Source organism: Salinimonas lutimaris (assembly GCF_005222225.1).
Lineage (GTDB): Bacteria > Pseudomonadota > Gammaproteobacteria > Enterobacterales > Alteromonadaceae > Alteromonas > Alteromonas lutimaris.
The window spans coordinates 799,621-814,975 of record NZ_CP036536.1 but is presented as its reverse complement, the minus strand read 5'-3'; the positions used below and the strand labels follow the sequence as shown (position 1 = coordinate 814,975).

Here is a 15,355-nt window from a genome sequence, read left to right as displayed (position 1 = left end):
TCAATAGGTTACCGTGTTGCTTACATCAGCGGGAGTGACCAGCTTTGCTAACGGAAAAGAATAATTACTCAACATTTCAGTAATTTAGACGTGTTACTAACGTATTATCACGGCCACTACTCTGGTAATGACTATCGCAATTACTATGCCAGCAGAATTAAACAACTGTTTGAGTTGTTAACACCAGGTGAAACAGACAGTTAGAAAAAATTTATTTGGTTTGTTAACCCAGCAGGACAATGCTTAGAAATTAAGCCTTTAGTAGGGGGCTAATGTATTTTCTTATACCCCCTCCATATTCTTTGCTCTTCCTTCACCGCCCTTCTCTTTTTTAGTCTTTTGTTGCACGCAGCGTGATGTACCGACCTGACAATAATAATTCATGCATGGTTGTGGTGCTGTGATGAGCCAATCTGGGGCGACCGGTTAATGGCATAACGACAGAAACTTTCGGCGATCCAACACTGGGAAATACACATGAAACTAAAAAGAATAAGTGCGACTATTTGCGCAAGTCTGACCGGATTGTCGATGACTTTGGCAGCGCAGGCTCAGGAAGAGCAAACACCTGATGCGGCCAGTATTGATATGGAAAAAATTGCGGTTGTCGGGGCCCGCGGGGCCCCGCGTACAGTAACCAGCTCGCCGGTGCCGGTAGATGTAATCTCGGCAGATGAGTTATCCGGTGTGGCATTTTCCGATATGAACGATGTTCTTAAAACACTGGTTCCTTCCTACACCCTGGGTCGACAGCCTATTTCTGATGGCGCAGCATTTATCCGGCCGGCCAGCTTACGGGGGCTGCCGACTGATAAAACCCTGGTACTGGTTAATTCAAAACGCCGGCACCGCTCGGCACTGGTACAGACCAGCGGGTCTGGCACACAGGGACCGGATCTGTCGATGATACCAACTGCAGCCATCGGCAATGTTGAGGTACTGCGGGATGGCGCTGCTGCGCAGTACGGCTCGGATGCCATTGCCGGCGTTATCAATTTTCAGCTGAAAAATAATACCGAGGGCGGCATGTTTACCGCCGAATACGGCCAGTTCTATGAAGGTGATGGCGAAACCCTTGTGCTCACCGGCAATAAAGGATTTGCGTTAGGCGATGACGGTTTTATCAGTATTTCGGCTGAATATAGTGATAACGAAGCCACCAGCCGGGCTAAGCAGTATTGTACCGGCGCATTCTGTCTGAATCCCGATGATCCGAATTTCAATCCGGACGCCGATTATAATCAGTACCTGACACCAGAATTTTATGCCGCAGCCGAACAGATGGCACAATCGGTTCATGGCGCAGATGTCGTGCAGCCATGGGGCCGGCCCAATTTTGATTCTACGCTTATTTTCATTAACGCCGGCTATGCGATTTCCTCCGACATGGAACTGTACGGCTTTGGTAACTACAGCCAGAAAGACGGTGACAGCACTTTTTTCTATCGCTATCCGGAAAACGGCACGATTGAAAACATCCGCTTGCAGGATGGCTCAGTATGGAGCCCATTGTCCATCTACCCGGGTGGTTTTACGCCCCGTTTTAAGGGCGAGATAACCGATTATTCTGCGGTTGCCGGGCTTAAAGGGATGGTGGGCGCACTGGGCTATGATATCAGTGCCCGCTACGGTTATGATGAAATTGACTACACCATCAGCAATACCATTAACCCGTCTTTAGGCGATGCTACACCCACCTCATTCAGTCCTGGTGCATTATCCAATGAGGAAACCCAGATTCAGGCTGACTTCACCTATGATTTTGCCAGCTATGTTTTTGCCTTTGGCCTGAGTTATCTTGATGAAGGTTATGATATTGAGCAGGGAGAAGAATTATCCTACCTGGCCGGTGATTACTCGGTGGCCGACCCCTGGGGATTTTGTGCTGATGGCACCGCAACCGCAGCCGGTACCGCTGTTGTTGCCAGCGGCTCTTCCCTGAATTGCGCCAACAGTGACGATCCGGTTTATCAGATCATGGGCGTGGGCTCAAACGGCTTTCCCGGTTATTCTCCCGAATTTTCAGGATCTTATGATCGTGACTCCTACTCTGCGTATGTTGACCTGAGTGGCGATATCACCGATAGCCTGTACGGTCAGGCAGCGCTGCGCTACGAAGATTATTCGGATATGGGTTCAGAGCTGGTTTATAAAGTGGCCGGTTTTTATCAGCTCACAGAAGAACTGGGGCTTCGGGCTTCTTACGGAACCGGCTTTCGTGCGCCCACTCCCGGCCAGCAGGGCACAACCAATGTATCCACTGCCCTGCCTAATGGCTTCCCGGTAGCCACAGGGCTATTTCCGGCCAGCAGTGCAGTTGGGCAGGCGCTGGGGGCCAACTTACTGGACCCGGAGACATCGACCAATGTGACTTTCGGCCTGACAGCGGACTACGGCCCCCTCAACGTGACGGTTGATTATTACCGGATAGCCCTGGAAGACCGTTTTTATTCTATTTCCACCCTCGATGTTTCTTCCGATGCACAGGGTGACCCCCAGGCCTATGCGAATTATCTTGCACTGGCCAATGCCAACGTGGTCGGCGCTGAAACTATAGGTGCGGTCCGGTATTTCCAGAATGCCTTTGACACCGTGACCGAAGGAGTGGATGTGGTAGCCAGTTATAACATGGAGTCCGATTACGGAATGACCACGTTCACGGCATCATACAACTACAACACCACGGAATTTGACTCAGATCCCAGTGAGTTTCTTAACGCCGAAGATATGTATGACTTTGAAAATGGCACACCGGAAAGTCGCGCTATTTTATCGGTTAAGCATGCCTTTGATGATGTTGAAGTGGTGGCCCGGGCAAGTTATTACGGTGAGTACACCAATATCGATTCGGTCAGCCTGATTGAAGGTACCTCACAAATCGATTTTGATAATACCGCCAGCCAAACCTTCAGCAGTGAATGGTTTTTAGATCTGGAAGGCACCTATCACATCAATGAAACCCTATCGCTGATTGCCGGCGTGCGTAACCTGTTTGATAACTACCCGGACGAATCCGCGCCGGATATGGCTGGCGACGCCTGTTGTGGAAGGATATACCGCTCAGATTCTATCGTAGACTGGCAGGGCGGCTATTACTACACCAAGCTGGTAGCAAAATTCTGATGCGCTATTTCTCATCCGCAATCACGTTGCTTCCGCCATCTGGCGGTCGCAACGCCGTGTTATTCAATTGTATGCGTCATCTTTCCCGGGGAGTCGGTATTTCATGGAAATAGAGCTGTTATGGTTTGTGCTTACTCTGTGTGTAGCGGGCGCTGTAGCCGGTTTAACCGCAGGTTTATTTGGCAATGGCGGTGGCTTTGTGGTGGTACCTGCCCTGCTCATTGTATTTCCTATGTTCACTGAAGCCTCAGAAGAGCTGGTGAAGGTCGCTATCGGGACCTCACTGGCGTCTATTGTGGTGTCGAGCGCCCGCAGTGTTATCGCCCACCGCGCCAAAGGCGCAGTCGATTTTGAAGTTCTTAAATCCTGGTCGGTTTGGCTTGTTCTGGGCGTACTTGGCGGTGTGGGTATTGCCAGTTTTACCAGTGCCAATGGGCTGAAGATTGTATTTGCCGCCGGTGTACTGGTTTACTCGGTTTACTTTTTGTTTCCTCATCTGGTGGTGCGTCCCGGCGTGCACTTTTCCATGCCTACCGGCGTTGGCCGTGCCTCGCTAGCTTTTGTACTGGGTGGCTTTTCTGCCCTACTCGGCATTGGCGGCGGCACCCCGACGGTTATCACCATGGTAATGTGCAGGCGCACTATTCAGCAGGCCGTTGCCACTGCCGCAGGCGTTGGCTTTTTAATTGGGCTGCCCGGTGCGCTGGGCTTTCTGATCATGCGACATGCCGACAACGCGCCGCTGCCGGTTGGCACGGTTGGTTACATCAACATTCCGGCGCTGGTGGCGATTAGCATTGGCGCCATCATGACCGCGCCAATGGGTGCCAACATGGCCCACAACTTCAGCGAAAAGAACCTTAAAAGACTATTTGGTATCTATCTGGTCATCGTATCAGCTGGCATGTTTTATAAAGCGCTTTAACGTAAAGGAATTCAATATGACTTATAACCCTTCCCGCCGTTTTTTCTTAGGAGGCAGTCTGGCTGCCACGGCAGCCGGTGCTTCAGGTATCATCACGCCTGGCGCACTGGCTGCCAGTAGTCAGGTAGCAAAATCCGAGCTGTTCTATGGCCCACAACCCGGCATGGCCAAACTCAACGCCAATGAAAATCCATATGGCCCAAGTCCCGAAGCGCTCAAAGCTATCGCCAATGCATCGTCCTCAGGCGGGGCTTACTATGCTTACACCGCCAGTCAGTATCTGGCGGACATGATCGCTGAAAACCACCAGCTTAAATCTGCCAACATAGCCATTACCGCCGGATCCAGCCTGATACTGGCCTTTGCCGCCTACGCAGCTACCAGTAAAGGCGTCATCCTGGGGCCGGATCTGTTCTGGGACACCACCTCGATGGCGCCAGTCCGTACCGGTGGTCCGCAAATTGTGCGCGTAGCCAATACCGCTGATTTGAGTATCGATCTCGACAGTATCTATGCCTCAATAGATGACAACACCGCCATGGTGCATATCTGCAATCCGAACAACCCGACCGGCAAAATTCTTGATCCGGATAAATTGCGGGCATTTTGTATTAAAGCATCGAAAAAGACACTGGTTCTGGTGGATGAGGCTTATAACGAGCTCGTTGAGGATGGACCGAGCCATTCAATGATTCCGCTGATTAATAAAGGGCATAATATTATTGTGGCCAGAACTTTCTCAAAAATTTACGGTTTAGCGGGTATGCGGGTGGGCTACATGCTCGGCTCTGAAGAAAATATTGCCTGGATAAACCAGTATGGCATGGGTGGCTATTCCATCAACCAGGCCGGCCTGGCTGCGGCGATTGCCAGCTATAAGGATGAGGCCTTTAAAACCTTCTCCCGTGACAAAGTGGCTCAGGCCAAAGACATGATTGCCACAGCAATCCGGGAAAATGGCTTGCAGGCTTTACCATCCTCCACTAACTTTATGTTTGTGGATTTAGGCAAAAATGGCGACGCTGAGGCATTCAGAGTAGCGATGGAAGAGCAGAATGTTCTGATTCGTGGCCAGTATCGGACCTACAAGCAATGGTCCCGGGTCAGCACCGGACGCATCGAAGATGTCCAGATGTATGTTAATGCCATGCCCAGAGCGCTGGAAAAAATGCACAGCGCTATTAAGGCCTGACAAAAAGGTATAAAAAACGACCCTCAAAAACAGGGTCGTTATCTTTTTCCATACTCTCCCCCTTAGATTTTAAGCTATACAGCCACACTGCCCCTAAACGACATTTGTGACATTTCACACTTCAATTTTTTTTTCATTTCCCTTTCATTACGCCAATTCTTGTCTATAACTTTATTAATCGCGGTCAGTTTTAAACCAGTTTGAACTGACCTGGTGGCTAAAAGATTTCTTCTTTTGCCGTTATATTGTTCAGGTGAAACTATGATAAGTGGCAGTATTGCAAATCAACAAAATGTCAGAATGTCCGTGCCGGTAACAGCCTGGGCCGGTGTCTGTATCAGCCTGGTGGCCGGGCTTGCCCTGACCTTCTGGGAGTTTGCCTACGTGGGCGTGGCTATCGCGGCGATGGGCTCTGCACTGGCCATGGCATATCTGTCTCAGCCGGCCAGTTCATCAGATGAAGCGGTCAGTCAGGCCAGCACCGCAAGCCAGAATCAGGCTGCCGATCTGGGTCAAATTGACGGGCTGACCAATGAGCTGGCCGGTATCATCAGTACCTGCGAGTCGAACCTGAATGATGTGATGGCCACCCAGGACAGTGCTATCACTACACTGAGTTCTTCGTTTACCACCTTGCGCAGCATGGTTGCTGAGCAAAATGAATGTATTACTCATCTGATTCATACCGACAGCGACAGCAACGAAATGTATTCCTCCCGGATGCGCAGTTTTGCTGACAGTACTGAGCAATCGCTGGACCAGTTTCTGGACTCCACCAAACTTATCTCTGCCGGTACCTCCGTTATTCTGGAAAAAGTAAACCTGGTGTACGACACCATGCCCACCGTGATGAAAGCACTGGGTGATATCGATGACATTTCAGCGCAGACCAACCTGCTGGCGCTGAACGCCGCCATTGAAGCAGCCCGCGCTGGTGAAGCCGGTCGCGGATTTGCAGTGGTCGCCGATGAAGTCCGTGCGCTATCTAACCGGTCGACCCAGTTTAGCGGGGTGATCAAAAAGCAAATGGAAAGCATGAGTGTACAGATTGACGAGCTGACCCAGAATGTTCGTGAACTGGCATCTCAGGACACCAGCTACATCATTGAAGCAAAACGGGTCATTCAGGGTGAGCTGGACAAAATCATTCAAAAAGCCGAGTCCGATGCCGCCACAACGTCAAAGCTTGAAGGCATTGGAAGTGAGCTTGACGGTGCTATCAGTAGCTCTATCCGGGGTCTGCAATTTGGCGATATGAACGGCCAGAACATTACTTATACCAAAGAAATTCTCCAGTTTGTTATTGAACAGTTGGAGACTCTTAACGCCTCCTCAGTCAATGAAATTTCCCTGCATTTACAAAACTACCGGGAAAATATGAAGAGCAAAGGCAATCTGGACCATAACCCCGTCTCAGCAACCAGCGTAGAAGCCGGCGATGTAGAGTTATTTTGATATACAACAGGGGCTACAAGCCACCTGATAAATGGACGCGACTGCTTAGTCGGTGAAGGAATTAAACCAGTAGAGTGTTAGACCATGAGTAAAAAAATCCTTGCAGTAGATGATTCTTCATCCATCCGTCAGATGGTGGAAGTAACCCTGAAATCCGCGGGCTACGCAGTAACCACTGCTGAAGATGGCCAGGCCGCCCTGGACCAGTGCAAATTCAACCGTTATGACTTTGTCCTGACGGACCAGAATATGCCCCGAATGGATGGTCTGAGCCTGATTCGTGAGTTACGAAAAATGAGTGCTTACACACGCACCCCTATCGTGGTGCTGACCACAGAAGCGGGGGATGACATGAAAGCTAAGGGAAAAGCCGCCGGCGCCACCGGCTGGATGGTAAAACCTTTTGATCCTGATAAGTTGCTGGCCATTGCCGGTAAGGTTCTTGGCTAAACCGGACTGACTATTATGTCTATAGATATCGAGCAGTTTCACGCCGTCTTCTTTGACGAAAGCCAGGAGCACCTGGACGATATGGAGCAGCTTCTTATGGAGCTGGACGTTGATGACCCTGATCTGGAACAGCTGAACAGCATATTCCGGGCAGCCCACTCAATCAAAGGAGGAAGCGGCATTTTCGGGTTTGACGCCCTGACCGGGCTAACCCATGTGATGGAAAATCTGCTCGATAAGGCGCGCAACAGTACTATTAAATTAGATGTGCCTACGGTGGATTTATTTTTAGAAACCGTAGATCTGCTTAAAGTCATTCTGGATGCCTACAAAAGCCAGTCCGACTTACCTGACGAGGATATTCAGCAAGGTGTGGCAGCGTTAGAACAAGCTCTGGCTAAATCAGCCGGTGATGCTCCCCCGCCCCAAGACGGTGAACCCGCCGCTGAGTCGGCTAGTCAGGCCGCTGACGATGGTTTTGGATTTTTTGATGACGATGAACCTGTCGCCGACGATGGCTTTGGCTTTTTTGATGACGATGAGCCGGTAGTCGGACAACAGGCAGAAGTACCCGCGGCCGTGGCGTCTGTAGCTCCGGAGGGACAGCAAGACATGTCGGACTCATTTGGCTTTTATGATGAGTCTGCCCTGCCGGTTAAACCGGATGAGATTAAGCCATATGGTTTTTTCAAGCCAGTAGAGCAAATCCGCGATGATGTAAAAAGCGTGGCCAAAAGTAACGAGATTAAAGAAGAGGTTAAGCCAGGGTCCAGACGCAAAGCCGCAGACACCAAAACCGCGGCTAAGGAAACCTCATCCATTCGGGTCGACACCCATAAAATTGATTCTATGGTCAATCTGGTCGGCGAGCTGGTGATTACCCAGTCTATGCTGTCTATGATCAGTGAAGAGGTTACCGGTACTGTGGGTCAAAAGCTGCAAACCGCTATTGGTGAACTGCAGCGCAATACCCGGGAGATTCAGGAGTCCGCCATGTCGATGCGGATGCTGCCTATTAACATGACATTTAACCGCTTCCCCCGGGTGGTCAGGGATCTGTCTACCAAACTGGGTAAAAAGGTCAATCTGGTCATTGAAGGCGGCGCCACAGAAATTGATAAAAGTATGATTGAAAAACTGGTTGACCCGCTTACTCACCTGGTACGCAACAGCATCGACCACGGCATCGAAAAAACCGAAACCCGGGTTGAAGCCGGTAAAAGCGAAACCGGAACCGTCATTCTGCGCGCCGAGCAAAAAGGCGGCAATATTGTTATCAGTATCATTGATGATGGGGCTGGTTTGAACCGCGATCGCATTGTTGCTAAAGCCAGAGAAAACGGATTGTCGGCGCCCGATGACATGCCCGATAAAGAAGTCTGGAAGCTGATCTTCCAGCCTGGTTTCTCAACCGCCGCTGAAGTGACCGATGTGTCCGGTCGCGGGGTGGGAATGGATGTTGTGCGGCGTAATATCGAGTCGATTGGCGGTCGCATCGACATAGAGTCCCGGGCCGGGAATGGTTCGGCATTCTATATTCAGTTACCGCTTACCCTGGCGATTGTAGATGGTATCAGCGTCGCTATCGGCGACCAGATTTTTGTTGTACCGCTGGTCAATATCATCGAGTCCATTCAGCCTACCCGCGAGCAAATAAAGAGTATCGGCAATGACAACCTGTTGTGGATACGGGAACAATACTGGCCTCTGGTGGCTGTTCACCAGATGATGGATGTGGACGACGCGATTGAACAACCCACCGAAGGCATTGTGGTGCTGCTGGAGAGCAGTAAGCGCCGCTATGGCATTCTGGTCGACAGCCTGCTGGGACAACAACAGGTTGTCATTAAAAGTCTTGAACAACACTACCGTAAGGTACCGGGCATTTCCGGTGCCACCATCATGGGTGATGGCCGGGTGGCCATGATCCTGGATGCTGACTCTATCGCAGAACGATGCCGTCCACTGGCAGAAGAGGAATTGCTGGCATGAACACCGCAGAACAAACCATTTCGCATGAACAAAATGAGTATTTAAGTTTTGTTCTGAGCGACGAACACTATGCGCTGGATATTACCTCGGTAAAGGAAATCCGTGGTTATGAGCCGGTGACAAAAATCGCCAATGCACCGCCATTTATCAAAGGTGTGCTGAATTTGCGTGGCGATATTGTGCCTATTATCGATCTGCGCATTAAGTTCAATGTGGGTGAACCGGTTTATAACGAGTTTACCATTGTCATTATGCTCAATGTACTGGACCGCATTGTCGGCATTGTGGTCGACGGGGTATCTGACGTGATTCGCCTGACCGACGATGAGGTCAGACCGCCTCCAGAGTTTGGCGTGGCATTTGATAGTCAGTATTTACACGGGCTTGCTTCAGTCGGTGAGCACATGGTTATTTTAGTCAATATTGAGAGCCTGATTTCCAGTGAAGAGCTAGGATTATTCGACTCCCATAACGATGGTGGGGACAAGTAAAATGGGAATGTTTAATATTTTCAACAACGAAACAATCAAGGCGCAGCAGTTGCAAATGCATCGCATTGAGCAGTCGTTGGAGGCCACCACCTGCTGCGTGATGATGGCTGATGCAGATCGCAATATCATTTATGCCAACACAGCGGTGCAAAAACTGCTAAAGGATAATGAGGCAGAACTGCAAAGGGTTTTACCGACCTTTTCAGCGGATAATCTGATTGGTCAGAACATTGACCAGTTTCACAAAAGCCCCAGCCACCAGCGCAATATCCTGGCTAACCTGAAAGCACCGATGACCTCCACCATTGAGGTTGGCAAAATCAACTTTAAACTCACCTTGAATCCCCTGTTTGGTGACGATAATGAAAATATCGGCACCATGGTTGAATGGGTTGATCAGACTGAGTTGTTGGTTAAAAGCGGTATGCTGGATGCGCTCAGTAATGCACAGTCTTTGGCTGAGTACTCGCTGGACGGAGAATTTGTGGATGTGAATGACAACTTCACACTCTTGTCTGGCTACAGCAAAGATGAACTGGTGGGTAAAAATCACACCCTGCTAATGACCCCTGAACAGGCCAAAGATGCCGAATACCTGGGCATGTGGCAAGCCTTGCGTAAAGGTGAACTGCAAACCGGGGAATATCGCCGGATCACCAAAAACGATCAGGAGTTCTGGATTCAGGCGTCTTACAACCCCATTCTTGATACCAAAGGCAATGTGGTGAAGGTTGTGGAGTTTGCCATTGATATCACCGCGGAAAAACTCCGCTATGCCGATTTTTCCGGCCAGATTGAAGCCATTGGAAAAGCCCAGGCGGTCATCGAATTTGATACCAGCGGCAATATTCAGTGGGCCAATGAAAACTTCCTCGGCGCCCTGGGTTATTCACTGGATGAAATCCGCGGCCAGCACCACAGCATGTTTGTTGAGCCAGCCATTAAGATGAGCCAGGAATATGTCAGCTTCTGGGCCGATCTGAAAGCCGGCCAGTTTAAATCAGGCGAATTTAAACGGGCCGCCAAAGGCGGACGGGAAATATGGATTCAGGCCTCATACAACCCTATCTATGACATGAATGGTAAAGTGTTCAAAGTGGTTAAGTATGCCACCGAAATCACCGCCCAGAAAATGCGCAATGCCGACTTTGAAGGACAAATCTCAGCCATCGGCAAAGCACAGGCAGTGATTGAGTTTCACACCGACGGCACCATTATTCAGGCCAACGAAAACTTCCTGAACGCGACCGGCTACACCCTGGATGAAATACAGGGCAAGCACCACAAAATATTTTGTGATGCCGAACTTCGCTCATCTCAGGAGTACGCTGAGTTCTGGCCGGCATTAGCGTCGGGCAAATTTTTCTCCGGCGAATTCAAGCGGGTCACCAAAGCCGGTAAAGAACTATGGATTCAGGCATCCTACAACCCGATTCTTGATGTTAATGGCAAGGTCTTCAAGGTGGTGAAATACGCCACGGACATTACTGCTGAAAAACTGAAAAATGCATATTTTGAAGGACAAATTGAGGCAATTGGTAAGTCGCAGGCGGTTATTGAATTTGAGATGGACGGCACGATTGTCAATGCCAATGAAAACTTCCTGAATGTGACAGGCTACACCCTGGCTGAAATCAAAGGCAAACATCATAGCATGTTTGTTGATACCGAAACGCGCAATAGTATGGAATACCGCTCATTCTGGGAGCAGTTGAATCATGGTGTTCATGCGGCCGGCGAGTATCGCCGGTTTGGTAAAACCGGTAATGAGATTTGGATTCAGGCGTCCTACAACCCCATTCTGGACCAAAGCGGAAAGCCTTTCCGGGTAGTAAAATATGCCACTGATGTGACCGCCCGAACCACGGCCATTCATGATATTAAAGAAGTGATGGCGCAGTTAACCAAAGGCGACCTGACTTGCGAAATCGAACACGAGTTTGAAGGTGAGTTCAAGGTGCTGGGTGAATCCATTAATCAGTTCATCAGTGACTTACGCGGTACCATCGGTCGAATTAATGTGGCGGTGGAAACCATTAATACAGCTTCTTCTGAAATAGCCAGTGGGAACACTGATCTGTCCAGCCGTACAGAACAGCAGGCCTCCAGTCTGGAAGAAACCGCTTCGAGCATGGAAGAGCTGACCGGTACAGTGCGTCTGAATGCAGAAAACGCCGAACAGGCCAATGCGCTGGCCTCTCAGGCCTCATCCATTGCGGTAGAAGGCGGCAACATGATTCAGGAAGTGGTGCAAACCATGTCCAGTATCAATGACTCTGCGCAGAAAATTTCTGACATCATCGGGGTGATTGACGGCATTGCATTCCAGACCAATATTCTGGCCTTAAATGCTGCGGTTGAAGCCGCCCGCGCCGGTGAACAGGGCCGTGGCTTTGCGGTCGTCGCTTCTGAGGTGAGAACCCTGGCCCAGCGCTCTGCCGAGGCTGCCAAAGACATCAAGGAGCTGATCTCAGACTCAGTGACCAAGATAGCCAGTGGCAACACCCTGGTGAACCAGTCTGGTGAAACCATGGGCGAAGTGGTGACCTCCATTAAGCGGGTCAACGACATTATGTCGGAGATCGCCGCCGCCTCTTCTGAACAGGCATCCGGTATAGACGAAATTAGTAAAGCTATCAGTCAGATGGACGAAATGACACAGCAAAACGCGGCGCTGGTGGAAGAAGCTGCCGCTGCTGCTGAAAGTTTGCAGCAACAGGCTGTCGGACTGTCCGACCGGGTGGCGGCATTTAAGCTCGACGGCAATATCATAGGTATGGAAGATGATAGTTTCGCCCCTTCTAAGCCACGTCTGCGTGCTAACGGAACCGCTCAGGCCAAAGCCCCTGCACTCCCTAAAGCCCGTGTAACCGAAATTCAGTCAGCGGCGCCTCAAGAAGATGAATGGGAAAGTTTCTAATGATGAAATGGGCGACACCGTAGCCGACAGGCATGACGGTGCCGCACTGGAATTTACCTTTAGTCGCAAGGATTTTGATAAAGTCAGGACAACCCTTTATGGCATGGCGGGTATCCGCCTCGCCGACTCCAAGGATTCTCTTGTTTACAGTCGTCTGGCCCGCAGGCTGCGGGCTCTGCGGCTGAACAGCTTTAACCATTACCTTGCCTATCTTAAGCAGCACAAGGAAGAAGAAGAGCATTTCATCAATGCACTAACCACCAACCTGACTTCCTTTTTTCGCGAGGGGCATCACTTTACAGAACTGGGCAAGTACCTGCGCCTTCACCGCCATGTCAAAACCATCTGGTGTGCGGCAAGCAGTACCGGCGAAGAGCCCTATTCAATTGCGATGACGGTGGCACAAGCTTACGGCACATTTGCCTCACCGGTAAACATTATCGCCTCAGACATCGACAGTAATGTTTTGCAAAAAGCCAGTAACGGGGTTTATCGAAAGGATGCCGTCGCCAAACTGCCACTGGAGCTAAAGCGACAGTTTTTTCACCGGGGCAAAGGAGCGCACAGTGATAAGGTTCGGGTGGTTCCTGAACTGCGTCGCATGGTGGAGTTTAAACAAATTAACCTGACCCATGAAAGGTGGCCGTTGCCTGAGCAGGTAGATATTATATTCTGCCGCAATGTCATGATTTATTTTGACAAGGACACACAGCTAAAAATTCTCAGAAAAATGGTTGGATTGATGCCTGCTGATGGTCGCTACTTTGCCGGTCATTCAGAGAACTTCAATATGGCCTCGAATCTGGTCAGGCCTTTGGGACAAACCGTGTACCAGCCAGTTAAAGGAAGATGATGTGGCCGAAGCAGCACAGGAAAGACTCTCAGGGTTAAATGTTTATTACGATAACCGGTTTGAACGCCAGGCTGTCAAAATTCTGCCCGGAGAGTTTTATGCCACCAGCGAAGACGCGATGATTGTGACTGTGCTGGGATCCTGTGTGGCCGCCTGCCTGCGCGATACCAAAAATCGCATTCTGGGCATGAACCATTTTTTATTACCCTGCGACTTTGGCGATGACTGCGCCAGATACGGCGCGCCTGCCCGCTACGGCATGCATGCTATGGAATTGCTGATAAACCAGATGATGAGAATGGGCGCTGACCGGCGTTATATGCAGGCTAAAGTATTTGGCGGGGGCAATGTGCTTAAGGGCATTACAGTTAACAATGTTGGCCAGCGCAATGCCGACTTTGTCGTGGAATATCTGCGCCGTGAAAATATCCCGATTGTTGCCAGTGACTTATTGGGCGACTACCCGCGCAAGGTGTATTTTTTTCCCGAAGATGGCGAAGTAAAAGTTAAAAAAATCAAACATCTCAATAACACCACGATTGTTGATCGTGAAAGTGTGTATCGTCAGAAACTTAAACAAAAAGATACTGACATTGAGTTCGACTTATTCCAATAGGTGAATTATGGCGATAAAAGTACTTGTAGTGGATGACTCAGCCCTGATCCGCAATTTACTTGGCGAAATTATTAACAGCGAAGCGGATTTACAGCTGGTTGGCGCGGCTCCTGATGCCTTCGTGGCTAAACAAATGGTCAAACAGTTCCAGCCTGATGTCATTACACTGGATATCGAAATGCCTAAAGTAGATGGCCTGCGCTTTCTGGAGGTCCTGATGTCAGCCCGCCCCACTCCGGTATTAATGATCTCCACCCTTACCGAAGCCGGTGCGGATGCCACAATCCGCTCTCTGGAGCTGGGCGCCATCGACTTTATTCCTAAACCTAAGCTGGGTGTAGCGCAGGGTATTGAAGAATACCGGTCAGTTATTTTAGAAAAAATCCGCACCGCCGCCCGCTCCAGAGTGAAAACTCAGCGCACCAAAGTGAAAGCCACCAGCCACTTGTCTTATTCGAGTACTGAAAAAATTATTGCCATAGGCGCATCTACCGGCGGCACAGAAGCCATTAAAAGCGTCATGGAAGCCATGCCTCCCAATGCGCCGGCGACCGTGATTACTCAGCACATGCCACCAGGCTATACCAGTACCTTCGCCAAGCGGTTAAATAATTGCAGTAAAATGAAAGTTGTTGAAGCCAGAGGCGGCGAGCGTCTGCTACCCGGCAATGCCTATCTGGCGCCCGGTGACCGACACATGCGTATTGTGCGCAGTGGGGCCGATTACCGGCTGGAGCTTCATGATAGCGAACGGGTCAGCGGTCACCGGCCGTCGGTCGATTTTATGTTTCAGTCGCTGGTAAAAAGCGCCGGGAGTAACGTCGTAGCAGCGTTACTGACCGGCATGGGCAAAGATGGGGCTCAGGGCTTGCTGGCACTGAAGCAGAGCGGCGCCTTTACACTGTGTCAGAATGAAGAAAGCTGTGTGGTGTATGGCATGCCCAGAGCCGCTGTTCAATTGGGCGCGGCAGACAAAGTGCTGCCATTAGAGGCGATTCCTGAAGCCATGATTCAGCAGCTTGAAAAGGTCAAAGCCGGCAGCCGGTTGTAAGCCTGATATCATGTATGGTTCTCTTTATACTTTAGCCCAAGATACTCCGGCAACCGGGTGGCTATTTTGAAGCAAGGACCCGGGTATCAATAGCTATTAAAACGTATAAATTGACACAATTAAAACTTAAGCTTTTTCAGTTAAAAACAAGTAAAACAATGAAACAAAAGCGCTTTTCTCTATTCTTTTCTATTATTAATGAACAAAGTTTTTTAGCCTTGAAATAGCTATCTGTCACTTTTGTCATATACTAAAAAGAAAGAAAAACCGAGTTAAGTCCATTTAAG

Annotated in this window: 11 protein-coding genes; all 11 read left to right on the top strand. The window is 49.9% G+C overall.

The features are described 5' to 3' along the window. The first annotated feature begins 477 nt into the window (after positions 1–477). Positions 478–3,123, top strand: a complete 2,646-nt coding sequence (locus tag EZV72_RS03500) for a TonB-dependent receptor plug domain-containing protein (protein WP_137165930.1) — start codon at positions 478–480, stop codon at positions 3,121–3,123. 103 nt (positions 3,124–3,226) lie between these two features. Continuing rightward, entirely contained in the window at positions 3,227–4,048 is an 822-nt protein-coding gene (locus EZV72_RS03495; RefSeq protein ID WP_137165929.1) for a sulfite exporter TauE/SafE family protein, read from the top strand. 16 nt (positions 4,049–4,064) lie between these two features. Beyond that, positions 4,065–5,240 carry a pyridoxal phosphate-dependent aminotransferase gene (locus tag EZV72_RS03490; RefSeq protein ID WP_137165928.1) on the top strand — a complete coding sequence of 392 codons (1,176 nt, stop codon included), beginning with the start codon at positions 4,065–4,067 and terminating at the stop codon, positions 5,238–5,240. A gap of 261 nt (positions 5,241–5,501) precedes the next feature. Then, positions 5,502–6,695 (top strand): methyl-accepting chemotaxis protein, encoded by a 1,194-nt coding sequence (locus EZV72_RS03485; RefSeq protein WP_137165927.1) that lies wholly within the window; start codon positions 5,502–5,504, stop codon positions 6,693–6,695. An 84-nt stretch (positions 6,696–6,779) separates the two neighbouring features. Next, a complete protein-coding gene (locus EZV72_RS03480) occupies positions 6,780–7,145 on the top strand; it encodes a response regulator (protein WP_137165926.1) in 366 nt (121 codons plus the stop codon). A gap of 15 nt (positions 7,146–7,160) precedes the next feature. After that, on the top strand, positions 7,161–9,137 hold the full coding sequence (locus tag EZV72_RS03475; protein ID WP_137165925.1) for a chemotaxis protein CheA: 1,977 nt from the start codon (positions 7,161–7,163) through the stop codon (positions 9,135–9,137). Continuing rightward, entirely contained in the window at positions 9,134–9,628 is a 495-nt protein-coding gene (locus tag EZV72_RS03470; protein ID WP_137165924.1) for a chemotaxis protein CheW, read from the top strand. Before EZV72_RS03475 ends, EZV72_RS03470 begins: the two co-directional genes overlap by 4 nt. A gap of 1 nt (position 9,629) precedes the next feature. Next, positions 9,630–12,548 carry a methyl-accepting chemotaxis protein gene (locus tag EZV72_RS03465; protein ID WP_137165923.1) on the top strand — a complete coding sequence of 973 codons (2,919 nt, stop codon included), beginning with the start codon at positions 9,630–9,632 and terminating at the stop codon, positions 12,546–12,548. Positions 12,549–12,555: 7 nt separating this feature from the next. After that, the gene (locus EZV72_RS03460) at positions 12,556–13,401 is read left to right on the top strand and encodes a CheR family methyltransferase (RefSeq protein WP_232364546.1); all 846 of its coding nucleotides are present in this window, start codon (positions 12,556–12,558) and stop codon (positions 13,399–13,401) included. 1 nt (position 13,402) lies between these two features. Further along, positions 13,403–14,017: a chemoreceptor glutamine deamidase CheD gene (cheD, locus tag EZV72_RS03455; RefSeq protein WP_232364492.1), complete on the top strand. Its 615-nt coding sequence runs from the start codon at positions 13,403–13,405 to the stop codon at positions 14,015–14,017. A 7-nt stretch (positions 14,018–14,024) separates the two neighbouring features. Continuing rightward, a complete protein-coding gene (locus tag EZV72_RS03450) occupies positions 14,025–15,068 on the top strand; it encodes a protein-glutamate methylesterase/protein-glutamine glutaminase (protein ID WP_137165920.1) in 1,044 nt (347 codons plus the stop codon). Positions 15,069–15,355: the final 287 nt, after the last annotated feature.